The organism is Bradyrhizobium sp. SZCCHNS3016, from assembly GCF_032484535.1.
Lineage (GTDB): Bacteria > Pseudomonadota > Alphaproteobacteria > Rhizobiales > Xanthobacteraceae > Bradyrhizobium.
Genome location: NZ_JAUETE010000029.1, coordinates 19,896 through 46,597 on the forward strand (window position 1 = coordinate 19,896; position 26,702 = coordinate 46,597).

20 protein-coding genes are annotated in these 26,702 nt (G+C 66.5%); 11 read left to right on the forward strand and 9 right to left on the reverse strand.

Going from position 1 to position 26,702, the window contains the following annotated elements:
• Window positions 1-244 precede the first annotated feature (244 nt).
• Genes QW881_RS31870 through QW881_RS31885 form a run of 4 tightly spaced genes read left to right on the forward strand, consistent with a single transcriptional unit; the run spans window position 245 to window position 4,854 of the window.
• Entirely contained in the window at window positions 245-904 is a 660-nt protein-coding gene (locus QW881_RS31870; protein ID WP_315759421.1) for an ABC transporter ATP-binding protein, read from the forward strand.
• Window positions 901-3,363: an ABC transporter permease gene (locus QW881_RS31875; RefSeq protein ID WP_315759420.1), complete on the forward strand. Its 2,463-nt coding sequence runs from the start codon at window positions 901-903 to the stop codon at window positions 3,361-3,363. The genes QW881_RS31870 and QW881_RS31875 overlap by 4 nt, the downstream gene beginning before the upstream one ends.
• Window positions 3,353-4,435, forward strand: coding sequence for a lipocalin-like domain-containing protein (locus tag QW881_RS31880; RefSeq protein ID WP_315759419.1), 1,083 nt, complete (start codon window positions 3,353-3,355; stop codon window positions 4,433-4,435). Before QW881_RS31875 ends, QW881_RS31880 begins: the two co-directional genes overlap by 11 nt.
• A gap of 26 nt (window positions 4,436-4,461) precedes the next feature.
• The gene (locus tag QW881_RS31885; protein ID WP_315759418.1) at window positions 4,462-4,854 is read left to right on the forward strand and encodes an MAPEG family protein; all 393 of its coding nucleotides are present in this window, start codon (window positions 4,462-4,464) and stop codon (window positions 4,852-4,854) included.
• Between the two features lie 160 nt (window positions 4,855-5,014).
• On the opposite strand, the gene QW881_RS31890 is transcribed toward QW881_RS31885, so the two are convergent.
• Window positions 5,015-6,202 (reverse strand): ABC transporter substrate-binding protein, encoded by a 1,188-nt coding sequence (locus QW881_RS31890; RefSeq protein WP_315759417.1) that lies wholly within the window; start codon window positions 6,200-6,202, stop codon window positions 5,015-5,017.
• 294 nt (window positions 6,203-6,496) lie between these two features.
• On the opposite strand from QW881_RS31890, the gene QW881_RS31895 reads away from it, so the two are divergent.
• The 5 genes from QW881_RS31895 to QW881_RS31915 all read left to right on the forward strand — a co-directional run bounded on the left by QW881_RS31895 (window position 6,497) and on the right by QW881_RS31915 (window position 11,282).
• Window positions 6,497-8,047, forward strand: coding sequence for an AMP-binding protein (locus QW881_RS31895; protein ID WP_315759416.1), 1,551 nt, complete (start codon window positions 6,497-6,499; stop codon window positions 8,045-8,047).
• A 91-nt stretch (window positions 8,048-8,138) separates the two neighbouring features.
• Window positions 8,139-8,888 carry a CBS domain-containing protein gene (locus QW881_RS31900; protein ID WP_315759415.1) on the forward strand — a complete coding sequence of 250 codons (750 nt, stop codon included), beginning with the start codon at window positions 8,139-8,141 and terminating at the stop codon, window positions 8,886-8,888.
• 12 nt (window positions 8,889-8,900) lie between these two features.
• The gene (locus QW881_RS31905) at window positions 8,901-9,206 is read left to right on the forward strand and encodes a cytochrome c (RefSeq protein WP_315740580.1); all 306 of its coding nucleotides are present in this window, start codon (window positions 8,901-8,903) and stop codon (window positions 9,204-9,206) included.
• A gap of 344 nt (window positions 9,207-9,550) precedes the next feature.
• Entirely contained in the window at window positions 9,551-10,933 is a 1,383-nt protein-coding gene (locus tag QW881_RS31910; RefSeq protein ID WP_315759413.1) for a PAS domain S-box protein, read from the forward strand.
• Window positions 10,920-11,282 (forward strand): response regulator, encoded by a 363-nt coding sequence (locus QW881_RS31915; RefSeq protein ID WP_315740582.1) that lies wholly within the window; start codon window positions 10,920-10,922, stop codon window positions 11,280-11,282. The genes QW881_RS31910 and QW881_RS31915 overlap by 14 nt, the downstream gene beginning before the upstream one ends.
• Window positions 11,283-11,713: 431 nt before the next feature.
• On the opposite strand, the gene QW881_RS31920 is transcribed toward QW881_RS31915, so the two are convergent.
• The 4 genes from QW881_RS31920 to QW881_RS31935 all read right to left on the reverse strand — a co-directional run bounded on the left by QW881_RS31920 (window position 11,714) and on the right by QW881_RS31935 (window position 17,985).
• Window positions 11,714-13,669 carry an acetyl-CoA carboxylase biotin carboxylase subunit gene (locus QW881_RS31920; RefSeq protein WP_315759412.1) on the reverse strand — a complete coding sequence of 652 codons (1,956 nt, stop codon included), beginning with the start codon at window positions 13,667-13,669 and terminating at the stop codon, window positions 11,714-11,716.
• Between the two features lie 17 nt (window positions 13,670-13,686).
• Window positions 13,687-15,303: an acyl-CoA carboxylase subunit beta gene (locus QW881_RS31925; protein WP_315759410.1), complete on the reverse strand. Its 1,617-nt coding sequence runs from the start codon at window positions 15,301-15,303 to the stop codon at window positions 13,687-13,689.
• A 98-nt stretch (window positions 15,304-15,401) separates the two neighbouring features.
• On the reverse strand, window positions 15,402-17,000 hold the full coding sequence (locus tag QW881_RS31930) for an AMP-binding protein (RefSeq protein ID WP_315759409.1): 1,599 nt from the start codon (window positions 16,998-17,000) through the stop codon (window positions 15,402-15,404).
• A 118-nt stretch (window positions 17,001-17,118) separates the two neighbouring features.
• Entirely contained in the window at window positions 17,119-17,985 is an 867-nt protein-coding gene (locus QW881_RS31935; RefSeq protein WP_315759407.1) for a 3-keto-5-aminohexanoate cleavage protein, read from the reverse strand.
• 188 nt (window positions 17,986-18,173) lie between these two features.
• On the opposite strand from QW881_RS31935, the gene QW881_RS31940 reads away from it, so the two are divergent.
• Entirely contained in the window at window positions 18,174-20,759 is a 2,586-nt protein-coding gene (locus tag QW881_RS31940) for a cation-translocating P-type ATPase (RefSeq protein WP_315759406.1), read from the forward strand.
• Here QW881_RS31940 and QW881_RS31945 read toward each other — a convergent pair.
• The 4 genes from QW881_RS31945 to QW881_RS31960 form a co-directional block, all read right to left on the reverse strand.
• Entirely contained in the window at window positions 20,729-21,520 is a 792-nt protein-coding gene (locus QW881_RS31945) for a helix-turn-helix domain-containing protein (protein ID WP_315759405.1), read from the reverse strand. The genes QW881_RS31940 and QW881_RS31945 overlap by 31 nt on opposite strands.
• Window positions 21,521-21,697: 177 nt before the next feature.
• Entirely contained in the window at window positions 21,698-22,354 is a 657-nt protein-coding gene (locus QW881_RS31950; protein ID WP_315759403.1) for a glutathione S-transferase family protein, read from the reverse strand.
• The gene (locus tag QW881_RS31955) at window positions 22,354-23,523 is read right to left on the reverse strand and encodes an acyl-CoA dehydrogenase family protein (RefSeq protein ID WP_315740590.1); all 1,170 of its coding nucleotides are present in this window, start codon (window positions 23,521-23,523) and stop codon (window positions 22,354-22,356) included. Before QW881_RS31955 ends, QW881_RS31950 begins: the two co-directional genes overlap by 1 nt.
• A 218-nt stretch (window positions 23,524-23,741) precedes the next feature.
• A complete protein-coding gene (locus QW881_RS31960; protein WP_315759402.1) occupies window positions 23,742-24,881 on the reverse strand; it encodes an acyl-CoA dehydrogenase family protein in 1,140 nt (379 codons plus the stop codon).
• Window positions 24,882-25,150: 269 nt separating this feature from the next.
• On the opposite strand from QW881_RS31960, the gene QW881_RS31965 reads away from it, so the two are divergent.
• Window positions 25,151-26,383, forward strand: a complete 1,233-nt coding sequence (locus QW881_RS31965) for an ABC transporter substrate-binding protein (RefSeq protein ID WP_315759400.1) — start codon at window positions 25,151-25,153, stop codon at window positions 26,381-26,383.
• Window positions 26,384-26,702: the final 319 nt, after the last annotated feature.

Below are 26,702 nucleotides of genomic sequence, written 5' to 3' on the forward strand. Positions count from 1 at the left end.
TCTGTCATGATCCGCCCCTGTCGTCCGGGCGTTTTGACGATGCTACCCACGAAGCGGCTTTGCAGGCAACCGGCTGGCGAGCTAAGTTATTGCTGCAACGCGGGAATCCGCCCCCCTTGGGCTGCATCGCGATACCCTCGCAACCTGATTGCACGCGGCCGGCATCACATCAGGGGCGTCATGAAGAACGAGCGCGTGATGTTCGCGTTGGCCCTTGTTATGTTGTGACGCAACAACCCCGATCATGCTCGTGCTCAGCGTCCGTCATCTCACCAAGTCCTATCGATCCGGCGGCGAGCCGATCCACGTCCTGCGTGGCGTCGACCTCGACGTCTCCTCCGGCGAGCGCGTCGCGCTGACCGGTGAATCCGGCTCCGGCAAGAGCACGCTGCTGCATCTCATCGCCGGGCTCGATGCCGCCGACGGCGGCGACATCCTGCTCGACGGCGCTTCGGTCGGGGCGCTCGACGATGCCGGACGCGCGGCGGTCCGGCGCGAGCGGCTCGGCCTCGTGTTCCAGCAGTTCAATCTGGTGCCGAGCCTGTCGGTTCAGGACAATCTCAGTTTCCAGGCGCGGCTGGCCGGTCGACATGACCCGGCGTGGCACATCGAGCTTGTCGAGCGGCTCGGGCTGAAGTCGCTGCTCAAGCGCTATCCGGAGCAATTGTCGGGCGGACAACAGCAGCGCGTCGCGATCGGCCGCGCGCTGGCGATCAAGCCGGTCCTGCTGCTCGCGGACGAGCCGACCGGCAATCTCGACGAGGATACCGCCGACGAGGTGATGGCGCTGACGCGCGACCTCGTCGCGCGCACCGGCTGCGGCTTCCTGATGGTAACGCACAGCAGCAGGCTCGCCGCGATGCTCGACCGCCATGTGCATCTGCATGCCGGACGCGTCGCATGAGACGCGCGCTCTGGATTCTGGCGGTGCTGCTCAGCCACTGGCGGCGGCATCCGATGCAGCTCGCGACCCTGCTGATCGGGCTGATCTCGGCGACAGCGCTGTGGAGCGGCGTGCAGGCGCTGAACCAGCAGGCGCGCAGCTCCTATGACCGCGCCGCCGCGATCTTCGGCGGCGCGCGCACGCCGATGCTGGTCGCGACCGACGGCAAGGTGCTGCCGCAGAGCGTGTTCGCGGAATTGCGCCGCGCCGGCTGGCCGGTGTCGCCGGTGCTCGAAGGCCGCGTGCAGATCGACGGCCGCTCGATCAGACTGCTCGGCATCGAGCCGTTCAGCATTCCCAGGGAGGTCGGCGAAGCGCCGATGGTCGGCCGCAGCGAGCTCGAGGCGTTTCTGACACCGCCGCATCGCACGCTGATCTCGCCGGAGACACTGGCCGATCTCGGACTCAAAGACGGCGTGATGCCGCGGCTCAGCAACGACGCCATGCTGCCGCCTTTGATGGCGCAGCAGCAGCTCGCACCCGGCGTGCTCGTGGTCGATATCAGCGACGCGCAGCGGCTGCTCGGCAAGCCCGGCCAGATTTCGCGGCTGCTGGTCGGCAAGACGCAAGGCCAGCGACAGCCATTGCAGTCGTTGGCGGACGGCCGGCTGCAGCTCGTGCAGCCGGAGGCCGAGACCGACCTGGAGCGGCTGACCGACAGCTTCCACCTCAACCTCACCGCCTTCGGCCTGCTGTCCTTCGTCGTCGGCCTCTTCATCGTCAACTCCGCGATCGGGCTTGCCTTCGAGCAGCGGCTGCCGGTGCTGCGGACCTTGCGCGCCTGCGGCGTGTCGGCGCGCCAGCTCAATGGCGTGCTGATCGGCGAGCTCATCGCCTTCGCATTGGCGGCCGGCCTGGTCGGGCTGGTGTGCGGCTATTTCATCGCTGCGGCGCTGTTGCCGAACGTGGCAGCGTCGCTGCGCGGGCTGTATGGCGCGCAGGTGCCGGGCGAGCTCAGCCTGCAGCCGGAATGGTGGTTTGCGGGTCTCATCATCAGCATCGCCGGCGCGCTCGCTGCCGCGACGACCAGCCTGATCAAATCGATGCGGCTGCCGATCCTCTCCACCGCGCAGCCCTATGCGTGGCAGGAGGCGCAGCGGCGCTGGCTGCGATTGCAGAGCGCGGTCGCGCTCGCCTTCTTCGTTGCCGCCGGCCTGCTGCTGTGGCTCGGGCAGTCGCTGCTGGCTGGCTTCGGCGTGCTCGCGGCGATGATGCTCGGCGCGGCGCTGCTGCTGCCCGCGATCCTGGAGCTGGTGCTGCGGCTCGGCGAGCGCGGCGCGCGCGCGGCGCTGGCGCAGTGGTTCTGGGCCGACAGCCGCCAGCAGATCTCGGGCCTGTCGCTGGCGCTGATGGCGCTGCTGCTCGCGCTCGCCGTCAATGTCGGCGTCGCCACGATGGTCGAGACCTTCAGCCGCACCTTCCTGGTCTGGCTCGACGGCCGGCTCGCCGCCGACGTCTACATCAGCGCCGCGGATGAAGCCCAGGCGCGCGACATCCAGACCTGGCTGCGCGCGCGGCCCGATGTCCAGGCCGTGCTGCCGGGCGGACGCGCCGAAACGCAGTTGGCGGGCGCGCCGATCGACATTCTCGGCCTGCCCGATCACGACACCTATCGCGACCACTGGCCGCTGCTGCAGGCCGTCGACAACGCGTGGAAGCAGTTGGTGCGTGGCGACGCCGGCTTCGTCAGCGAGCAGCTGGCGCGGCGGCTCAATCTATCCGTTGGCGACAGCCTGGACCTTCCCGCGCCCGGCGGCGATTGGCGCATCACCGTCGCCGGCATCTATGCCGACTACGGCAATCCCAAGGGGCAGGTCACGGTCAACGTCGCCGCGCTGACACGCCGCTTCCCGGCGACGCCCATGACGCGCATGGCCGTGCGCGCGGCGGCTGCCGACGTGCCGGGGCTGATCACGGGGCTCACCAACAAGTTCGGCCTCGATGGTCGCAACGTCGTCGACCAGGCCACCGTGAAGCAGGAATCGAAACAGATCTTCAACCGCACCTTTGCGGTGACCGGCGCGCTCAACACCTTCACGCTCGGCGTCGCCGCGATCGCGCTGCTGACCAGCCTGCTGACCTTGGCGAACTCGCGGCTGCCGCAGCTCGCACCCTTATGGGCAATCGGGCTGACGCGGCGGCGGCTCGCCGAGGTCGAGCTGTTGAAGACGCTGTCGCTTGCCGGCCTCACCGCGCTGCTGGCGCTGCCGCTCGGGCTTGTGGTGGCGTGGTGCCTGATTGCGATCGTCAACGTCAAGGCATTCGGCTGGCGGCTGCCGTTCGACGTGTTTCCGCTGCAGCTCATTCGGCTCTTGCTCGTCACGCTCATCGCGGCGCTGATCGCCTCGCTGCTGCCGGTGCTGCGGCTGGCGCGGATGCAGCCGGCCGATCTCGTCAGGACCTTCACCATTGAGCGCTAGAGCGACCATTTCGCGACGCATGCTGATCGGCGGGCTCGGCCTGCTGGCGCTGCCCCGCCTCGCGCGCGCGCAGGGCTTTGCGGGACTGAGCGATAGCGCCGACGGCTTTGCGCCGGTGACGCCCGGACGAGAGTTCAGCTTCCCTGCGGATCACGGGCCGCACGACGATTTCCGAATCGAATGGTGGTACGTCACCGCCAACCTCGTCGATTCCAGCGGCAAGGCCTATGGCCTGCAATGGACCCTGTTCCGCTCGGCGGCCCGGCCGGGACCGCAGGGCGAAGGTTTCGACAATCAGCAGCTCTGGATGGCGCATGCCGCGGTGACGCGTACCGACAGTCACCGCTCGTCCGAGAAATTCGCGCGCGGCGGCGTCGGCCAGTCCGGCGTCGAGGCCAAGCCGTTCCAGGCGTGGATCGACGACTGGCAATTGCGCGGCACCGCGACGACCGACGATCGAGTGCTGGCGCCCCTGGACATGAGCGCCGTCGGGCCGGACTTCTCCTACGCACTGCATCTGGAGGCGGACCGGCCGGTGGTGCTGCAGGGCATCGGCGGCTACAGCCGCAAATCGGAGCGCGGCCAGGCGTCGTACTACTACAGCCAGCCGTTCTACCGCGCCCGAGGCCGCATCAGCTTCGACGATCAACCAGTCGAGGTCTCAGGGCTGGCCTGGCTCGACCGCGAATGGAGCAGCCAGCCGCTGGCTTCCGACCAGAGCGGCTGGGACTGGTTCGCGCTGCATTTCTCCGGCGGCGAGAAGCTGATGCTGTACCGGATGCGGCAGGGCAATGGCGACTACACGTCGGGAACCTGGATCACGGCTGACGGCGCCTCGCATGCGCTCGGCCCCGGGGGCATCGTCATGACGCCGACAGAGACGGTTGCGATCGGCGAGCGCAGGCTGCCGGTCGGCTGGCGTGTCGAGATATCAGCGCTCGGCATCGCCATCGACACCGCAGCGCTCAATCCAAACGCCTGGATGGGCACGCGCGTGCCCTATTGGGAAGGGCCGATCAGCTTCAAGGGCAGCCACACCGGGGTGGGCTATCTCGAACTGACCGGATATTAACAAGCCGTCATCAGGGGGAACCGCGCATGTATCACTTCACCGCACTCGTCACCGCGCTCGCGCTCATGCTCTACTTCTACATGGCCGTCCGCGTCGCGCAGGCGCGCGCCAGGTTCGGCGTGAAGGCGCCCGCGACCACCGGCAATGCCGATTTCGAGCGCACCTTCCGCGTGCAGATGAATACGCTGGAATGGCTGCCGATCTTCCTGCCGGCACTGTGGCTGTTCGCGATCTATGTCAGCGATGTCATCGCCGCACTGATCGGCCTAGTCTGGATCGCCGGGCGCGGGATGTACATGGTGTCCTACGCCAGGGCCGCCGAGAAGCGCGGCCCCGGTTTTGGCGTGCAGGCCCTGGCAGGCTCGGTCCTGCTGGTCGGTTCGCTCATCGCCATCCTCTGGCGCATGCTGCACGGCTGACCGCCCAGTCCGCCGCTGTCGTCCCTGCGAACGCAGGGACCCATAGCCACCGACGGATGTTTGTTGCGCGACGGGTCGACGTGCAGCCCTGCCTCGTTGAGAGATCACGCGGTATGGGCCCCGGCTTTCGCCGGGGCGGCACCAATGTTCTGGCGCGCGATCACTTCGTCAGCGGGCAGCCGCTCTCCTTGGCGGTGAAGAACGCCTTGTCGCCGGGCACCGTGGCGAGCTGCTTGTAGTAGTCCCACGGCTTCTTCGACTCCGACGGCTTCTTGACCTCGAACAGGTACATGTCGTGGACCATGCGGCCGTTGGCGAGCACCTTGCCTTGCGCGAAGGCGTCGTCGACCGGCAGCTCCTTCAGCTTGGCCGCGACCGCATCGGAGTCCTTGGTTCCGGCGGCCTTGACGGCCTTCAGATAGGACAATGTCGCGGAATAGGTGCCGGCGTGGATCATGCTCGGCATCCGGCCGGTCCGCTTCATGAAGCGCTCGCTGAAGGCGCGAGACTTGTCGTCGCGATCCCAGTAGAAGCCTTCGGTGAGGATCAGGCCCTGCGCCGCCTCCAGCCCGAGGCCGTGCACCTCCGACAAGGTCATCAGCAGGCCGGCGAGCTTCTGGCCGCCCTTGACGATGCCGAACTCGGCCGCCTGCTTGATCGAGTTGGTGGTGTCGAGGCCCGCATTGGCGAGCCCGATGATCTTCGCCTTCGAGCTCTGCGCCTGCAGCAGGAAGGACGAGAAGTCCGACGAGTTGAGCGGGATGCGCACCGAGCCCAGCACCTTGCCACCCTTCGACGTCACGATGTCGCTGGTGTCCTTCTCCAGCGCATAGCCGAAGGCGTAGTCCGCGGTCATGAAGAACCAGGTATCGCCGCCGGACTCGACCAGCGCACCGCCGGTGCCGACCGCGAGCGCGCGGGTATCATAGGCCCAGTGGAAGCCGTAGGGCGTGCAGGCATCGCCTGATATGCGCGAGGTCGCGGCACCGACGACGATGTCGATCTTCTTCTTTTCCTTCGACAGATCCTGGATGGCGAGCGCGACCGACGAGGTCGTCAGCTCCGTGATCATGTCGACCCCCTCGGTATCGTACCAGCGCCGCGCGATCGACGAAGCGAGGTCCGGCTTGTTCTGGTGGTCGGCGGTGACCAGCTCGACCTTCTGCCCCAGCACCTCGCCGCCGAAATCCTCGATCGCCATCCTGGCGGCCTCGACGGAGTACTTGCCGCCATAGTCCGCGTAGACGCCGGACTGGTCGTTGAGGATGCCGATCTTGACCTGTGCCGACGCCGGCGCCGCCACGAGCAGCGCACCGACGGCAGCAACAGCCAGCAAGCCCGATTTCATATGATCTCTCCCGGAGTTTCTTGGCTTTGAGACGTCATCCGTTGGAATGCCTGACCATGTTATGCCAGAACCTCGGCCGCGCCCATCCCTTCCCTCCTCAGCCAATGGGCTGAGAGGCCGGTTGAGAGCCCGGAACCTGCCCGCTAGATTGGGCCGGCAAACGACAACCGTCCCGTAAGGATGGTACGCGCGGAAGGAAACGGCCCGAGGGCGCGACGAGAACATCGTCGGCGTGACGTTTGCCCTGTGGCCCTCCACCACCGTACCTCCGGCCGGCGTCGGAAGGGAGGACACATGTACACCGGCAAGCACGCCCGGCTGCGCCCATTGCAGCCCGCCTTCATCATGGCCTCGACCGGCGAGGCCGTGACCTATCGCGAGCTGGAGGCGCGCAGCAACCGGCTGGCGCATCTGTTCCGCCAGCGCGGCCTGAAGCGGCTCGACCACTATTCGATCTTCATGGAGAACAACAGCCGCTATCTGGAAGCGTGCGGCGCAGGCGAGCGCTCCGGGCTCTACTTCACCTGCGTGAACTCCTACCTCACGCCCGGCGAGCTGGCCTACATCCTCAACAACAGCCGGTCGCGGCTTCTGATCACCTCCCTCGCCAAGCTCGACGTCGCGCGCGAGGCGCTGAAGGAGGCGTCCGACATCGAGCTCTGCATCGTCGCCGATGGCGCAGGCGAGAGCGAGCGGATCGTCGGCCTCGCGGAGGCCACCGCCGGCCTGCCGGCGACGCCGATTGCCGACGAATGCGTCGGCACCGCGATGCTGTATTCCTCGGGCACCACGGGCCGGCCGAAGGGCATCCTGCGGCCGCTGCCCGAGCAGCCGCCGGTGCAGCAGCTGCCGATCTTCGATTTCCTGGAGAAGCTGTGGCGCTATCGCGAAGGCATGATCTATCTGTCGCCGGCGCCGCTCTATCACTCCGCACCGCAGGCCGCGGTCAACCTCACCATCCGCGTCGGCGGCACCGCCATCATCATGGAGACGTTCGACCCCGAGCGCTACCTGCAACTGGTCGAGCAATGGGGCATCACGCATACGCAATTGGTACCGACGATGTTCTCGCGCATGCTGAAACTGCCGGAACAGATCCGCACGCGCTATGACCTCTCCTCGCTCGAAGTCGCGATCCATGCCGCCGCGCCGTGCCCGGCACAGGTCAAGGAGGACATGATCAAATGGTGGGGGCCGATCATCCACGAATATTACGGCGCCACCGAAGGCCTCGGCTTCACCGCCTGCGACAGCGCGGAATGGCTCGCGCATCGCGGCACCGTCGGCAAGGTGCTGTTCGGCGACCTGCACATCCTCGATGAGAACATGCAGCCGTGCCCGACCGGAACGGCCGGCACGGTGTGGTTCAAGACCGGATCGCCATTCGAGTATTTCAACGACCCCGAGCGCACCAAGGAGGCACGCTCGGCCGACGGCACGATGAGCACGGTCGGCGACGTCGGCTATGTCGATGCCGACGGCTATCTCTATCTCACCGATCGCGCCACCTTCATGATCATCTCCGGCGGCGTGAACATCTATCCGCAGGAATGCGAGAACCTGCTGATCACGCATCCGAAGGTCGCCGATGCCGCCGTGTTCGGCGTGCCCAATTCCGATCTCGGCGAGGAGGTGAAGGCGGTGGTCCAGCCGATGTCGGGCATCATGCCTGGGCCTGAGCTGGAAGAGGAGCTGATCGCGTTCTGCCGGCAATCGCTGTCGCGACAGAAGGTGCCGCGCTCGATCGATTTCGAGAAGGAGCTGCCGCGGCTGCCGACCGGCAAGCTCTACAAGCGTCTGCTGCGCGACCGCTATTGGGGCAACAAGACTTCTAGGATCGTGTAGGGCGGCACGACCTCGGATTGATCCTGGTCAAGCGCGCGCGATGCCGCGCAGCTATTCTTCGCCGATTGCGATCGCAGCACGAGACGACGACATGCGCGCTCATCAAATCATGACCAGATCCGTGATCGCGGTGACGCCCGGAACCCCGGTGGCCGAGGCGGCGCGGATCATGCTGCGCAACCACATCGGCGGGCTGCCGGTGGTCGACGCGTCCGGCACGCTCGTCGGCATGGTCACGGACGGTGATTTCCTGCGCCGCGCCGAGCTCGGCACCGAACGCAGGCAAGGCCGCTGGCTCGACCTCCTGGTCGGCCGCGGCCGCATCGGCGCCGACTTCGTCCATTCCCACGGCCGTACGGTCGGCGACATCATGAGCCAGCCTCCAGTCACGGTCAGCGCCGATGCCAGCCTGGCGGAGATCGCCGAGATCATGGAGAAGCGCAACATCAAGCGTCTCCCTGTGATGAGTGGCGACCGGCTGGCCGGCGTGGTGACACACACGGATTTCCTGCAAACCGTGGCCGACCTCGCCACTGCCGTTCCAGGCCCCACCCCCGACGATGACGGGATCCGCAGCGCCATTCTCGATTCGCTCGACCAGGCCGCCTGCAAGCATTGCCGCTTCAACGTCGTCGTCCGCAACGGCATCGCGCATCTCACGGGCGCGGTGCGCAACGAGAAGGAGCGGGCCACGGCGATCGTGGCGGCCAAGAGCGTCCAGGGCGTCAGGAACGTGCGCGACCACATGTGGGTCTATCCGCCGCCGGAGGACGAGTTCGGCGGCGGTGACATCGTCTCGCTGCAGGACCAGCCGTCGACCGACGACGACCAGCCGCTGTGAGGAGAGCCGGGCGTGCGACGTGCCTCCGTACCATCACTGCTGCTGCTGGTCCTGCTCTCCGCCTCGGCGGCCGCCGAGGATCTCGACCACGGCCGCCAGCTCGCCGAGCGCTGGTGCGCCGCCTGCCATGCGGTGGCCACCGAGCCGACCAAGTTCCGCCGCGCCCGGCCGTTTGTCGCCATCGCGGCCAGGGACGGAGTGACGAAGGACATGCTGGTCAAGTTCCTCCTGCTTCCCCACGCGACGATGGCCAACAATCCGCTCAGTGCGAACGATGCGACCGACCTGGCAGGCTATATCCTCAGCCTTAGGAAGTAGTTGCGGATAAATTCGCCTTTGGATTGCGCCGCCGCCCCGTGGTCGGCGGCGTCCGGACGCAAGCGTGGGCCCTGGCGCCCGATGATACGGCACCTTCGCCGGCCAATTTAGCAAGATCTCCGGAACGAAACGCTCAAGCCTGCGTTCTGTGTGTTCGCCGTCGTGAGCTGGAGCACGTCGCATGGCCCCAAACGGGTCTGCTGACGGCAGATCGCCCTGTCCTCGTTGCCGGGAAGACCAACAACAAGCAGCGATCGAGATAGCCCTTGCATTTGCACACAAACAAGTTGGTAATCTGGTGCACGGCGTCTTCTCTGCCGACCTGTTAGCAAGGAGCCTGCGACGTGCACGGAATGCCCGGCGCCTCCCCCGCCCCACGCGCGACCGACGACGACACGGCCTATCTGGCGGCGATCGTGGAGTCCTCGGCCGACGCCATTGTCAGCACCACCGCCGACGGCGTCATCCGCAGTTGGAACTCGGCCAGCGAGCGGATGCTGGGGTTCACCGCGGCTGAAATGATCGGCAGATCCGTCTCCGAGATCGTTCCCCCCGAGCTGGCGGAAGAAGCGAGCGCCTTGCGCGCCAGGATCAACGCGGGCGAAGCGATCGAGAGCTTCGAGACCGTCCGGCTGACCAAGCAGGGACGCCCGATCGAGGTCTCCATCACGTTTTCACCGATCCGCAGCAGAACCGGCGGGATCGTCGGCATCTCCGGCATCATCCGCGACGTCACGCTGTCGAAGAAGGCCGAGCGTGCGGCGGCGATGCTCGCGGCCATCGTCGCCTCGTCCTCGGACGGCGTCGTCAGCAAGACGCTGGACGGCACGATCACCAGCTGGAACAAGAGCGCCGAACGGATCTTCGGCTTCTCGGAAGGCGAGATGATCAACCGCTCGATCCGCACGATCATCCCGCAGGAGCGCCAGGCCGAGGAGGACCGGATCCTCGCCACCGTCCTATCCGGCGCGATCATCGACAATTTCGAGACTATCCGCCTGCGCAAGGATGGTGCGCTCATCGACGTGTCGGTCACGGTCTCGCCGGTCCGGGATTCGAGCGGCCGGATCATCGGCGCCTCCAAGATCGTGCGTGACATCACCGACAAGCGCCAGACAAGGGAGCAGTTGCGCACCTTGCTGGCCGAGGTGAACCACCGCAGCAAGAACCTGCTGTCGCTGGTGCAGGCGATCGCCCGGCAGATGACCCGTCACGGCCGGCAGCTCGACCTCAACCGCTTTCTGGAGCGCCTGCAGGCGATCGCGAGCAATCAGGATCTCCTGATTCAGAACGATTGGCGTTTCATTCCACTCGGCGGCCTGGTGCGCTCGCAGCTCGGGGCGTTCAGCGACTTGATCGGCGACCGCATCGCGATCGACGGACCGCCGATCGAGCTGACGCCAGAGGCCGCGCAGTCGATCGGCATGGCGGTCCACGAGCTCGCCACCAACGCCGCCAAATATGGTGCGCTGTCGAACCACGACGGACGGATCGCGGTCCGCTGGACGCGCATCGACGACAGCTTCGACATGACCTGGGTCGAAAGCGGCGGACCTGAGGTCGCGCCGCCCGAGCACACCGGCTTCGGCAGCCGGGTGATTTCCGACCTGGTGCGCGCTGGCCTGGATGGATCGGTCGAGGTCCAGTTCCTGCCGACCGGACTGCGCTGGCACCTGAGGTGCCCCCTGCAACGCCTCAGCCGCGACCGTCATCATGCGCGCCAGTGAGAAGACTCACCTCCTGATCGTCGAGGACGATCCCCTGATCGGCTTCGACCTCGCGGTCGAGCTCGAAGCCGCCGGATTCACGGTGGTCGGCGTGGCGCCGACCGTGCACAAAGCCCTCCATCTGCTCGAGCGGAATCACTGCGATCTTGCCGTGCTCGACGTCAATCTCGGGCGGGAAACATCGGCGCCGATCGCGCGCGCTTTGGCCGCGGCCGGCGTGCCCTTCGTCGCCGTCACCGGCTATTCCGTCGATCAATGCCCGGAAGAATTCGCCACGGCACCGCTGCTGTCGAAGCCGTTCCAGACGTCACGGCTGGTCGCGGCGCTGAGGCGGCAATTGCATCCGTGAGGCGCGCGTCGGCCGCGCAACAGAGCCACGATCGGCGTTGTTGCCGTTTGAAGGATTAGGGGTCGGCACCGCGCCCTTGAAACAGCGCAGTTGATCTCACGTCTTTGGTGGCAGAATTGCCCCCTCGCCTCGACAGCGATGCACTCCCCTCCCCCTTGCGAGGAGGGGTCGGGGGTGGGGGTCCACGAGTCGCGCTCCACGTGATCAGCGCTCCCACCGTGGACGATGTCGACGATGATCTGCGCAACCGGCGAACCGCCTCCTTTGAGTGTTGCAGAATGCAGCGGCGGGACGCTGCATGTCGCGAAGCGATGCCTCCGTGAGAATATCGAAGTCGCATACAACAGAGTTCAGCGCGCGCGGACCCCCGCCCCGTAAGCGGGAGGGAGGTGCAGCATGCTCGAGCTAACTCACGCCCACTTGCGCGACGATCAGCCCGCGATCTCCACCACGATCCGCCCCGTCGTCACCTGGTCGCCCTCGGCGACCTCGATCGCGGTCACCGTTCCGGCGATGCCAGCAGTATGAACGTGCTCCATCTTCATCGCCTCGAGCGTCACCACCGGCTGTCCCACAGCCACGCTGTCGCCCGGCTTCACCAGCACCGCGACCACGCGACCGTTCAGGGCCGCACGGACCTTGCCATCACCTCCGGTGGCGGCCGAGGATTGCGGCCTCGCCAACGTCAGATCGCGCACTGCCAGCGTCTGACCGCGATGCTGGACGAACAGCCGATCATCGTCACGGACGAAGCGCGCGCTCTCGACGATCTCGGCGTGATGAACGCGGATCGTGTCATCAGTGAGCGATACGATCTCGAAGCGATGCTCTGCATCACCACGCGTCACGCGATAGCTTCCGTCACGCTCGCGCAGTAGCTCGCACTCGGCCACCTCGCCGGCAATCTCGAACCGGAGCGGCGTCGCGAAGGCGGCCGCGAGCGAGCGGCCGCGGCGGACGGGATGTGCGAGCGGATGGCTGACGGAGAGCAGCAGCGCGACCAGCGCGAGGTCTGCCGCATCGACGGCTGGCGCACGCAACTCGTCACGATGCGCTGCGATGAATGCGGTGGTTGCCTTGCCCGCGGCGAAGGCCGGATGCCGCAGGCATGAAATCAGGAAGGCCCGGTTGGTCGGGACGCCCAAAGCAACGGCCTGCTCCAATCCGGCGATCAGCCTTGCGCGCGCCTCCTCACGAGTCGCAGCATGGCTGATCAGCTTGGCGATCATCGAATCGTAGTGGGGCGGGATCTCCGCGCCGGACTCCAGCGCATGCTCGACCCGGACCATCCCCGGCATCTGCCACAGCGCCATCCGCCCCGATTGCGGCATGAAGTCGTGCGCGGCATCCTCGGAGCACAGCCGCACCTCGATCGCATGACCCGAGAAGCTGATCTGGTCCTGGCGCAACGGCAGAGGCTCGCCGGCGGCGACGCGCAATTGCCATTCGACGAGATCGAGACCGGTCGGCGCCTCCGTCACGGGATGCTCGACCTGCAGCCGCGTGTTCATCTCCATGAAGTAGAACTGGCCGTCGGCATCGAGCAGGAACTCCAGCGTGCCGGCGCCCTCATAGCCGAGCGCCTTCACCGCCTGCACCGCCACGGCGCCCATGCGCGCGCGCAGCTCCGGCCCGACCGCCGGAGACGGCGCCTCCTCGATCAGCTTCTGATGCCGCCGCTGTACCGAGCAGTCGCGCTCACCGAGATGGACGGCATTGCCGTGGCTATCGCCGAATACCTGGATCTCGATGTGGCGCGGATTGGCGATCGCCTTCTCGAGGATGACGGTGCCGTCGCCGAACGCCGTCGCCGCTTCCGAGCGGGCGCTGCGCAGCAAGTCGGGAAAGGCGTCCGCATCCGTCACGAGCCGCATGCCGCGGCCGCCGCCACCGGCGACGGCCTTGATCATTACCGGGAAACCAATGCGGCGCGCCTCGCGCAGCATCGCGTCGTCGCCCTGGTCCTCGCCCTGATAGCCGGGAACGCAGGGCACGCCGGCGCAACTCATGATCACCTTGGCGCCGGCCTTGTTGCCCATCGCCTTGATCGCCTCGGGCGATGGCCCGATGAACACCAGACCGGCCTCCTTGCACGCTTGCGCAAAATCCTCGTTCTCGGCGAGAAAGCCATAACCGGGATGCACGGCATCCGCGCCAGTCGCCTTTGCGGCGGCGATGATCGCTGCGATGTTGAGATAGGACTGTGCGGGCGGCGGCGCGCCGATGCGGACGGCCTGATCGGCGAGCCGCACATGCGGCGCATCGGAATCGGCGTCCGAATAGACCGCGACCACGCCGTGGCCGAGCCGGCGCGCGGTGCGCATGATCCGCAAGCTGATCTCACCGCGGTTGGCGATCAGCACCTTGTGGAAAGGCCTGCGCGTCATTGCACCCATCTCTTCGCTCATGGCCGCGCCACCGAGAACTGCATGCGCTGCGGCTCGCGCGCCTCCGCCTCGCGGCAGATCGCCAGCACTTCCGTGAGCACCGCTCGGGTGTCACGCGGATCGATCACGCCGTCGTCGAGCACGCGCGCCGAGGTCGCGAACACGTCCATCTGGCTGTCGAACACGCCGATGATCTGCGCCTTCATGGCGTCGAGCTTCTCGCGCTCCACCGGCTTGCCGCGGCGCGCCGCCGCCGCTTCGGTCACGATCGCCATCGTCTCCGCCGCCTGCTCGCCACCCATCACGGCGGTCTTGGCGTTGGGCCAGGAGAAGCAGAAGCGCGGGTGGAATCCACGGCCGCACATGCCGTAGTTGCCCGCCCCGAACGAGGCCCCGCAATAGATCGTGATCTGCGGCACGCTGGCCGAGGTCACCGCCTGGATCATCTTGGAGCCGTGCTTGATCATGCCGGCCTCCTCATAGGCGCGGCCGACCATGTAGCCGGTGGTGTTGTTGAGATAGAGAATCGGCGTTCGGGTCTGGCAGCAGGACTGGATGAAGTGCGTCGCTTTGTTGGCGCCGGCCGGATCCAGCGGGCCGTTGTTGGTGACGATGCCGATCGCCTGGCCCTCGATGCGGGCATGGCCGCACACCGTCGCAGGCCCGTAGTTTGGTGCCATTTCGACGAAGTCGCTGTCGTCGACGATCCGCGCGATGACCTGGCGCATGTCGACGGGGCGCTTGTGGTCGAGCGGCATGATGCCGAGCAGCTCCTCCTGGTCGTAGCGCGGCGGCTTCGCCGGTGACGACTCGTGCGATGGCCGATCCCAGTTCAGCTTGCCCATGATCTCGCGCGCGATACGCAGGGCATCGCGGTCGTCCTCGGCGAGATAGTCGCCGAGCCCGGAGATCGCGGTGTGCATCTCGGCGCCGCCGAGCTCCTCCTCGGTGGCGATCTCGCCGGTCGCGGCCTTCAGCAGCGGCGGGCCGGCGAGGAAGGCGCGGGTGCGGCCGCGGACCATCACGATGTAGTCGGACAATCCGGTCTGATAGGCGCCACCCGCGGTCGACGACCCATGCGTCACTGTGACGACGGGAAGACCCGCCGCCGACAGCCGCGCCAGGTTGCGAAAGATGTTGCCGCCCCGCACGAAGTCCTCGACGCGGTAGCGCAGCAGGTTGGCGCCGGCACTCTCGACCAGTTGCACGTAGGGCAGCTTGTTCTCCAGCGCCAGCTCCTGCACGCGCAGGGTCTTGTCGAGGCCGTAAGGCTGCAGCGCTCCGGCATCGATGCCCGCGTCATTCGCCGAGACCATGCAGCGCACGCCGGACACGAAGCCGATGCCGGCGACGACGCCGCCGCCCGGCACGCTCTTGGCCGGGTCCGGCGTATCGAACATGTAGCCGGCAAGCGTCGACAGCTCCAGGAACGGCGCGCCGGGATCGAGCACCAAGGCGACGCGCTCGCGCGGCAACAACTGGCCGCGCTGATGGAAGCGCTCCTTTGCCGCCGCAGAGGCATTGCGCGTGCGCGCCTCGAGATCGCGCATCCGCGCGATCAGGCCGAGCATGCCGTCACGATTGGCCTGGAAGGCGGCGCCGGAGGGAGAGATGGTGTTGTCGATGGTGGCCATCAGTTCATGCTTTCGTCATTCCGGGACGCGAATGCGCAGCAAGATGGACGGGCCATCTTGCTGCGCGGGAGCGAACCCGGAATCTCGAGGATCAACCCTCACGCGCTGTTCGCCACGAAATGATCGCCATAGGCCTGGCGCAGCTCGACCTTGCGCAGCTTGCCGGTGGCGGTCATCGGCATCTCCTCGAGCACCCGCACCAGCTTCGGCACCTGGAAGCCGCCAAGCGACTTGCGGCAGTGCTCGAGCAGCTCGGTCTCACTGGCCTGCGCGCCGGGCTTGAGCTTGACGAAGGCCGAGACCGCCTCACCCCATTGCGGATGCGGCAGGCCGACGACGGCGGCATTCTGCACCGCCGGATGCGCCAGCAGGGTCTCCTCGATCTTGACCGAGGCGACGTTCTCGCCGCCCGACTTGATCATGTCCTTCTTGCGATCGAGGAACAGCACCTCGCCCTTGTCGATGACCGCGAGATCGCCGGTGTGATGCCAGCCGAACTTTCGCGCATCCTCGGTCGATTTGGGATCCTTGTAGTAGCCCAGCATCACGTTGGGCCCGCGATGCACGAGCTCGCCGATCTCGCCCGGCGGCAGCAGGTTGCCGGCATCGTCCATGATCGCGGTCTCGTTGACGAACAGCGACTCGCCCCAGTAATTGCCGAAACGATTGAGCTGCACCTCGGGACGCGACATCGTCGTCGCCGGATACATCTCGGTCTGGCCGCTGGTCAGCACGAAGTTCGGGCACAGCTCCCTGATGGCGCGCTCCAGCAGCGGCCGGCCCATCGGCGCCATTGTGTAGAGGCAAGTCCGCAAGTGGGAGAGGTCGAACTCCTTGCGGCGCGGATGATCAAGGATTGCCTGGTACATCAGCGGCAGGCCGACGAACACGGTGAGGCGGTCGCGCACGATCGCCTCCATGCAGGCGACCGGGTCGAAGCCGCGCATCAGCGCCATGCGGCCGCCGACCGAGAGATAGCTGAGCAGCAGCACATGGCCGGCGCAGTGGAACAGCGGAAATTGCCCGGTGATGCCGTCGTCGCGCGAGAGCTGCATCTCGATGCAGTTGCTCATCACGGCCATCACCACGGCGAGGTGACAATGCATCGCGCCCTTCGGCCGCGACGTCGTGCCCGAGGTGTAGATAATCATCGCAAGATCGCGATCGTTGATCTCGATCTCGGGCTCGACATCCGAATGCCCCTGGATGAGCTCGTTGAAGCCGGCAAGCCCCGCGGCCTTCGCCGTCCCGGTGAGATCGACGGCGATCAGCTCGACGCCGCGCTGTTCCAGCGCCGCCCGCCGCTCCGGCTGCGCAAACAAATTGTCATCGATGAGCGCGAAGCGGACCTCGGCATGGCCGAGGATGTAATCCATGTCGGCGGGCCCGAGCATCGTATTGATCGGCACCCAGACGAGACCCGCGCGATGGATGCCGAACAGCGCTTTGACGAACTCAATCGAGTTGTTGCAGACGGTCGAGATCTTTTCGCCCGGCTTCAGCCCCTTGGCGGCGAGATAGTTCGCAAACCGGTTGGCATCGCGCTCCAGCTCGGTGAACGTCACCTGACGGGCGCCATCGGTGATCGCCACCCGCTCGGGAAAGCGGCGCGCCGCGCGCTTCAGGAGATCGCCGATCGCGACCCGGCCGATGCGGCCGGGACCGGACACGCCGCCGGTGGCATCGAGATTGGTCATTGGTCTGTTCCCTCCCCATCCACGTCATTGCGAGGAGCCGAAGGCGACGAAGCAATCCAGGGCGTCGTACAGAACTCTGGATTGCGTCGCTGCGCTCGCAATGACGGCGTATGCCGCGTCAATTCACCGTGCCAAATATCTGCCGGGCCTCGGCGGGACTTGCGATCTCGCGGCCCGCGCGCCGCGCGCACGCCGCGATCGCCTCGATCAATTGGCCGTTCGAGGTCACCTTGGTGCCGTCGCCGAGATAGAACGTGTCCTCCAGCCCGGTGCGGAGATGGCCGCCGAGTTCGGCGCAGCGCTGGTGCAGCGGCCAGATCTCGGCGCGGCCGATTGCCGTGACCTGCCAGTGCGCTTCCAGCAGCTTCAGCTTGAGCAGGATCGGCAGCAGCTCGGGATCAGCCGGCATGCCGGAGGCAACGCCCATCACGAAATTGTACTCCAGCGGACCGCCATACATGCCGGTCTGGCGATACATCGCGACACAGCGCACGATGCCGACGTCGAAGCATTCGAATTCCGGGATCGTGTGCGCGTCCTTCATCGCGGCGAGATAGTCCTGGATCTTCTCGACCGAGTTGTCGAACATCATCGGCGGCCAGGCCCAGTTGTTGTCGGCCTTGACCTTGAGATAGTTCAGCGAGCCGGCATTGCAGGCCGCGATCTCCGGCCGGGTCTGCCGGATGCAGTCGAGCGCACCTTGATAGTTCGGTCCCGACACGCCCGAGGTGTGGTTGATGATCACGCCGGGACAGGCCTCGCGGATCGCCTGCTGGATCTCGCGGGAGACGCTGACGTCCCAGGACGGCAGATGCCCCTTGCCCGGCGCCTGCTGGCGCAGATGGATGTGCATGATCGCAGCACCAGCGTCATAGGCGCGCCGCGCCTCGCGCGCCATCTCCTCGGGCGTGACCGGCACATGATGCTGCCTGGGATCGGTGAGCACGCCGTTCAGCGCGCAGGTGATGACGGCTTTGTCGCTCATGGCACTCGTTCGATGGCTTCGCGCAAGCGGCGCTGTGCTGATCCGGCCCGTATATGACGGTGTCTCCGCCTGATCTGCTTGCGTTGACTCGCTGGTTGGAGGCCGCGCAACCCGCTATTGCTCTGCATCAAGCGCCCGGACGGGATCGGCGCTAACTGGTTCCCATGTTTCTGGTCACGGGGCGTGCAATGCCGATCGACACACAACCGGCGCCGACATTTCCGAACGGCCTGAGCGCGGCCGAGGCGGCACGGCGTCTGACGGCGGAGGGATTCAACGAGCTACCGCAGACCGGCAAACGCTCGATCCTGCGCCTCGTCGCCGATGTGCTGAGGGAGCCGATGCTGCTTCTGCTGCTCGCCGGCGCGGGCATCTATCTCGCGCTGGGCGACGCGGCGGAAGCGATGCTGCTCGGCGTGTTCGCCTCGGCCTCCGTCTTCATCACCATCGTGCAGGAGGCACGGACCGAGCGCGTGCTGGAATCGCTGCGCGACCTCTCCAGCCCGCGCGCCCTGGTGATCCGCGACGGCGAGCGCATCCGCATCGCCGGCCGCGAGGTGGTGCGCGGCGATCTCATCGTGCTCGCCGAGGGCGATCGCGTCGCGGCCGATGCGGTGCTGCGGGAGTGCGACGATCTGCTGACAGATGAATCGCTGCTGACAGGCGAATCCGTGCCGGTGCGCAAGCGCCCCGCCCCGGCCGAGCCGATCGACACGCCCGCCGCGGCGGCCGGCGGCGACGACCAGCCATTCGTGTTCTCCAGCAGTCTCGTCGTCCGCGGCGGCGGCATTGCCGAGGTGACGGCGACGGGGTCACACACGGCGATCGGCAGGATCGGCCAGTCGGTGACCGCCCTGGAGACCGAGACGCCGCGGCTGCGGCAGCAGACGCGACGGCTGGTGCTGGCGTTCGCCATCGCCGGCGGCATCGTGGTCGCGGTCACTGTCGTGCTCTATGCGGTGTATCGCGGCGGCTGGCTGGAGGGAATCCTCGCCGGCATCGCGCTGGGCATGTCGATGCTCCCCGAGGAATTCCCGGTGGTGCTGACGGTGTTCCTGGCGATGGGCGCCTGGCGCATCTCGCAGGCGCGCGTGCTGACGCGGCGCGCTTCGGCGATCGAATCGCTGGGCGCCGCCACCGTGCTGTGCACCGACAAGACCGGCACCCTGACGCAGAACCGCATGATGGTGGCCCGGCTGGTGCTGCCGGACGGCAGCGCGCTGCAGCCTGCGACGGCGACGCCGGATGCCGTCGCGCCGCCCTTCCGCGATCTCGTCGCCACCGCCGTGCTCGCCTGCGACCCGCAGTCGCATGATCCGATGGAGAAGGCGCTGCACGCGCTCGGCGCCGACGCCACCGCAGGCGCCACGTTGCAGCGACGCTACGGCTTGCGCCCCGACCTGCTGGCGATGACCAACGTCTGGTCGCGCGACGGCGCCGGCGCCGTGGCGGCCAAGGGTGCGCCGGAAGCGATCGCATCGCTCTGCGGCGTCGACGGCGGCGAGCTGGCGGCGCTGCAGGCGCGCGTCGAGACGCTTGCCGCCGAGGGCCTGCGCGTGCTCGGCGTCGCCCACGCGAGCTGGAGCGGCGAGGCGCTCCCCGACATACAGCAGGACTTCGCGTTCTCATTCCGCGGTCTCGTCGGCTTCGCCGACCCGCTGCGTCCGGAGGTGAAGGATGCCGTCGCCGAGTGCCGCTCCGCCGGCGTCCGCGTCATCATGATCACCGGCGACTATCCCGCGACGGCCACCGCCATTGCGCGGCAGGCCGGGATCGATCCCGAGCGCGTCATCGCGGGCCCCGAGCTTGCCGATCTCGACGACGACGCCCTGGCGCTTGCGGCGCGCGTGCCGACGGCGTTCGCGCGCATCATGCCGGAGCAGAAGCTGCGCATCGTCACCGCGCTCAAGGCGGACGGCGAGATCGTCGCGATGACCGGCGACGGCGTCAACGATGCGCCGTCGCTCAAGGCGGCGCATATCGGCATCGCGATGGGCGGCCGCGGCACCGACGTCGCGCGCGAGGCCTCGGCGATCGTGCTGCTCGACGATGATTTCGGCTCGATCGTCAAGGCGATCCGGCTCGGCCGGCGCATCTACGACAATCTGCGCAAGGCGATGAGCTTCATCCTTGCCGTGCACTTTCCGATCGCCGGACTGGCGCTGCTGCCGCTCGTCACCGGCCTGCCGCTGCTGCTCGGGCCCGTGCACATCGCCTTTCTCGAGATGATCATCGATCCCGTCTGTTCGCTGGTGTTCGAGGCCGAGACCGAGGAGAGCGACATCATGCGGCGGCGGCCGCGCGATCCGCAGGAGCCGCTGCTGCCGCGCGCGCTGGTGATGTGGGGGGCGCTGCAGGGCCTCCTGGCGCTGCTCGCCACCGGCGGCGTGCTGCTGCTGGCACACCGCAACGGCATGCCGGACGACGAGCTCCGCGCGCTGGTGTTCTTCACCCTGGTGTCGGTGATCGTCAGCCTGATCTTCGTCAACCGCTCGTTCTCGAGCTCGCTGCGCGAGGCGCTGCTGCGGCCGAACCGCATGCTGCTGCTGGTGATCGGCTTCGTCGTCGCCGTGCTCGCAACAAGTCTGACGCTGCCCGCCGCCGCGGCGCTGTTCCGGTTCGGACCGCTGCATGCCGACGATCTCGCGCTGACCGCAGCAGCCGCGCTGACCACGCTGATCATGCTCGAACTGTCGAAGTTCCCACTGCGCGCCGCGCTCGCGCGGCACGCAGCCAGGAAAGATCAGGTCAAGGCCGCCTCGCCGGCGCGGTAAATCGCGAGATCGCGCGAGCCGGAGAAGATCGCGCGCGGCTTCAGCCCGTAGAACCGGCGGATCGAATGGCTGAAATGCGTGGAATCCGGATAGCCGATGTCCTGCGCGAGATGGGCGAGGTTGAGGTCCTGGTTGGCGTAGTTGAGCAGATGCCGCGCGCGCTTCCAGGCCCGGAACGAACGGAAGGAGATGTCGGTCTCCTCCTTGAACAGATGCAGGAAGCGCGACGTCGACAGGCCGACGGCGGCGGCGCAGCTCTCGGCCGTGGACGGCTCGCCGGAGAAGCGGCTGATCAGACCGATCGCCTTGACCACGCGCGGATCGAGCGTCCGCTGCGGCAGCACCTCGCCGAAGCACAGCCGGTCGAACACTGCGCTGGTGACGTCGCCGCTGAGCGGCCGCTGCACCAGCTCCTCATAGGCGGCGCGGATGCGGCAGGCGAAGGCCTCGGCCTCGCGGGCGACGCGGTTGGCGAAGCGGTCGAGGGTGCCAATCGGCACGCTCTCCGGCTCGATCGTCACGACGATGACGGTGCGATAGTCGCTCTCGATGGTGTGCGGCCTGTTGGGCGGCACGACCAGCAGCTCGCCGCAACGCTCCTCGCCGCCATCGGGAATCAGCCGCAGGCTGCCGGTGAGCGCGACGTAGATATGGAACGCGCCCGAGCAGCGCTGGCGGGGACGGCCGAGCAGCCCGGCGTAGAAGACGCGCTCGGGCGTGATCAGCATGAGATGGCCGGAGTCCCGGCGGGTCACATCCATGGCATTCCTCCTGAGGCGCGGCTCTGTCGGCCGCTTCTTTGGAGGAGAACCATAGCGCAATTCGCGCCGCTGTCATCGGCGACGACTGCCGATTTTTGTCGCGGTTAACTCACCGATTCGAAATGATCGTCATTCCGGGGCGCGCGCGAGCGCGAACCCGGAATGACGTGCCCAAAGCTACGGCCTGACCCGCGGCTTGATGCCCTGCTCGATCCCGGCGCGCTGCTCGGCCGCACGCGCGCGGCCGTAGCCTTCACGCTGCTGCAGACGCGCCCAGTAAGCAGCCACATTCGGCCCAAAATCCGTGCCGAGCCCGAGCGTGTCCGCAAGCCGCAGCGCATAGCCGATCACGATGTCGGCCGCGGTGAAACGACCCGCGCACAAGAACTCGGCATTCGCGGTCGCTGCCTCCACGGCGCGCAGCCGTCCCAGGAACCACTTGGCATAATCGGTGGCGACCTGCGGCGAGCGCCGCTCCTCCGGCTCGAGCTGAGTGTATCGCAATACCAGCGTCTGCGGGAACGTCAGCGTCGCGTCGGAGAAATACATCCAGTTCAGGAATGCGCCGTAGTCCTTCTCGTCGGGTCCGACCATCAGCGGCGTGGGACCGTGCTTGACGCCGAGGTAATGGCAGATGCCCGAGGACTCCGTCATCTTCGTCTCGCCGTCGATCATGAACGGGATCGTACCGAGCGGATTGATCGCCAGATACTCCTTCGCCAGCACCCGCGGCGGGAACGGCAGCATCTTCAACTCGTAGTTAAGTCGAAGCTCTTCCAGCATCCACAACGGGCGAAACGAGCGGGCGCCGTCGCAATGATACAGCGTGATCATCAGGCGTTCCCCGCTTTGCCGCTGCCTGGCAAGGTCCCCATCATCTTGCACAGGATGGTCAGCATCACCTCGTCGGCGCCGCCGCCGATCGAGCTCAGGCGCGAATCGCGATAGGCGCGGCTGACCGGGGTCTCGTTCATGAAGCCCATGCCGCCCCAATATTGCAGGCAGGCGTCAGTGAGCTCGCGGCCGAGCCGGCCGGTCTTGAGCTTCACCATGGTCGCGAGCCGCGTCACGTCCTCGCCGGCGATCAGCGCTTCCGCGGCCTGATAGGTCAGCGCGCGCAGCAGCTCGACCTCGGTCTGCATTTCCGCGAGCTTGAAGTGGACGACCTGATTGTCGAGGATCGAGCGGCCGAACGCCTTGCGGTTGCGCGTGTACTCGATGGTCGCATTGATGATCGCTTCATGCGCCTTCAGGCAGGCCGCCCCGGCCCACAGCCGCTCCTCCTGGAACTGCATCATCTGATAAGTAAAACCCTGCCCCTCCTCGCCGATGCGGTTGCGCTTGGGCACCCGGACATTGTCGAAGAAGATCTGCGCGGTATCCGACGAGCGCATGCCCATCTTGTCGAGCTTGCGCGCGACCTGCACGCCCTTGCTCTTCATCGGCACGCAGATCAGCGACTTGTTGCGATGGACAGGTCCGTCGCTGGTGTTGGCGAGCAGGCAGATGAAGTCGGCCTGGGTGCCGTTGGTGATCCACATCTTGCCGCCATTGATGACGTAGTCGTCGCCATCGCCGCGCGCCTGGGTCTTGATCGAGGCGACGTCGGAGCCCGCGCCGGGCTCAGAGACGCCGATGCAGGCGACGTAGTCGCCTGAGATCGCGGGCGCCAGAAACTCCTTGCGCACCTCGTCGGAGCCGAACCGCGCCAGCGCCGGCGTCGCCATGTCGGTCTGCACGCCGATCGCCATCGGGATGGCGCCACAATTGATGGCGCCGAGCTCTTCCGCCATCATCAGCGCGTAGGAATAATCCAGCCCCTGGCCGCCGAACTCGACCGGCTTGTTGAGGCCGAGAAAGCCGAGGTCACCGAGCTTCTTGAACAGCTCATGCGCCGGAAAGATGCCGGCCTCCTCCCATTCGTCGACATGGGGATTGATCTCGGCAGCGATGAATTTCTGCAGGATGCGGCGCGGTTCGTCGTGGTCGGCGGTGAAGAGCATTCTTGTCCCTCTCGTTATTCCTGGGCGAGGCCAGTGTCCTCGATCGGCACCGGGGCCTCATGGTTCGAGACGCGCCGCGTGCGGCGCTCCTCACCATGAGGGTGTTGGATTTGGCCGCGCATGCAGTCCTCGTCCTGAGGAGCCCGCCGCAGGCGGGCGTCTCGAAGGACGGCCGCATCGGGATCCTCTGCAAAGCATCGACAATGGCGCGAGGCTTTTCACAATCCCATCTGCCGGCTGGCCAGATCCTTCATGATCTCCTCGGTGCCGCCGCCGATGGCGTTGACCTTCACCTCGCGATAGATCCGCTCGACCCGGATGCCGCGCATGAAGCCGGCGCCGCCGAAGATCTGCACCGCTTCGGAAGCGCAGTAGGCCATCGTCTGCGTCGCCTGGTTCTTCATCATGCAGATCTCGGCGACCGGATTGTCGCCCTGTTCGAGCCGCCACGCCAGCATTTCCAGCATCGCCTGCGATGCCGCCACGCGCTGCGCCATGTCGACCAGCTTGTGGCGGATGACCTGGTGCTGCGCGAGCGGCTTGCCGAAGGTCTGGCGCTCCTTGGCGTAGGCAATCGCATCGTCGAGGCAGACACGGGCGTAGGCCGTGCAGCTCGCCGCCATGCCCATCCGCTCGCTGTTGAAATTGTGCATGATCAGCTTGAAGCCCTGCCCCTCCTCGCCGATCAGGTTCTCGACGGGCACGCGGCAGCCGTCGAAATGCAGGGTCGCGGTGTCCGACGCCCACCAGCCCATCTTGTCGAGCTTGGTGCGCGTCAGCCCCGGCGTGTCGCCCGGCACGAGCAGCAGACTGACGCCCGCCGGCCCCGGTCCGCCGGTCCGCACCGCGACCGTGATGTAGTCGGCCCGCATCCCGGAGGTGATGAATGTCTTCTCGCCGCTGACGACATAGTGATCGCCGTCGCGGACGGCCCTGGTCCTGAGATTGGCAACGTCAGAGCCACCGCTCGGCTCGGTGATCGCCAGCGCCGAGATCTTGCGCCCAGCCAGAATCTCCGGCAGCACGCGCGCCCTCACCTGCGGCCGCGCAGCGCGCGCGATCGGCGGCGCGCCGATCGTATGGCTCATCAGGCTGGCGCTGATGCCGCCGGCACCCGCACGCGCCAGTTCCTGCGACGACACGATCTTCATGAACTGGTCGGCCGGCACGCCGCCGAACTCCTCCGGGAAGCCGAGCCCAAGCAGGCCGATCTCCGCCGCCTTCAGATACAGCGCGCGCGGAAATTCGCCGGCCTCGTCCCACGTGCTCGCGAACGGCGCGATCTCCTTGTCGACGAACCGCCTGATGACGTCGTGGAAGGCCTCGTGCTCGGCCGTGTAGAACGGGCTCTTGGTCATGGCGGCGCCGGGAGGATCCTGCTTCGTGCGCGGGAGAAGATGCGCCGGAAACGCCCGTATCAACTTGCGTGGAGTGGCTGGCCGGCAAAATCACCTGCGGCGCGCCCGATCGGCCTCCGCCAGGTTCCCAAGGCCAGCGCCTGGACGCAAGACAGTGCATTGCACACATCTGCCCACTCGATTGCGGTGAGCGGCCTCCCATGGCCACCATCGCCGCAGGCCAAGAGCAAAAACGACAATCACGAAAATTCAATCGAGGAAGCCCAGGGATGTTGCCGATGACGACCAGGACTCTGCTCTCATTCGCGGCCGCAGCCGCCCTTTCCGTACTGGCGAGCCAGAGCGCGCTTGCGCAGAAGAAATACGACACCGGCGCCACCGACACCGAAATCAGGATCGGCAACGTCGAGGCCTATAGCGGCCCAGCCTCGGCCTACGGCATCATCGGCAAGACCGAGGAAGCCTACTTCAAGATGATCAACGATCAGGGCGGCATCAACGGCCGCCGGATCAACTTCATTTCCTATGACGACGGCTACAGCCCGCCGAAGACGGTCGAGCAGGTGCGCAAGCTGATCGAGAGCGACGAGGTGTTCCTGGTGTTCAACGCGCTGGGCACGCCGACCCAGACCGCCGTGCAGAAATATCACAACGCCAAGAAGGTGCCGCAGCTGTTCCTGGCCACCGGCGCAAGCAAATGGAACGACCCGAAGGAATTCCCCTGGACCATGGGCTTTCAGCCGAGCTACCGCGTCGAGGCGCGGATCTTCGCCAAGTACATCCTCAAGGAGAAGCCGAACGCGAAGATCGCGATCTTTTATGCCAATGACGATTTCGGCAAGGACTACGTCCTCGGCATCAAGGAGGTGCTCGGCGACAAGGCCAAGACCATGATCGTCGCCGAGGAGAGCTACGAGACCACCGAGCCGTCGATCGACTCCCACATCGTCAAGCTCAAGGGCACCGGCGCCGACGTGTTCGTCAACATCTCAACGCCGAAATTCGCCGCGCAGGCGATCAAGAAGATCGCCGAGCTGGAATGGAAGCCGATGCATCTGATGACCGACGTCTCGATCTCGATCGGCGCGGTGATGAAGCCGGCCGGCCTCGAGGCGTCCGAGGGCGTGCTGTCCGCCGGCTATCTCAAGGATCCGTCGGACCCGCAGTGGAAGGACGACGAGGGCATGAAGAAGTTCATGGTCTTCATCGACAAGTACATGCCGGGCGCCAACATCTCCGACGCCAACCTCGCCTATGGCTATGCCGCGGCCCAGACCATGGTGCAGACCCTGAAGCAGTGCGGCGACACTCTCACCCGCGACAACGTCATGAAGCAGGCCGCCAGCCTGAAGGATTTTGCGCCGGATACCCTGATCCCGGGCATCAAGGTCAATACCGGCCCCAACGACTTCGCCCCGATCGAGCAGCTCAAGATGATGCAGTTCAAGGGCGGCAAATGGGACCTGTTCGGCGACATCATCAGCGCGGATGTCGGGGGATAGGCGGACAAGATCGTCCCGTGTGCTTCAGCCAACTCGTTCCGCTGGTCTGAGCACACGGGCTTGGCATTGGCCTCGCTCTCGCAACGACGGCAGTCTGCTCCCCTCCCCCTTGCGGGGAGGGGAGCTGACCGACATCGCGGCAAGAGCCTGCTCTTCACGAGGAAAACCGATGCTCGGCCCGTCCCCGGATTCTGATAAAAATAATTTACTTGCGCTTTTTCGGAATTCATGATTGTATCCCCGCATCCCGCCTCACCGCAGAGCAACTGTGCTGTGTAGGCCGGCGAACGGCCGGCCTCAAGGCTGGCGCGAGACGCGC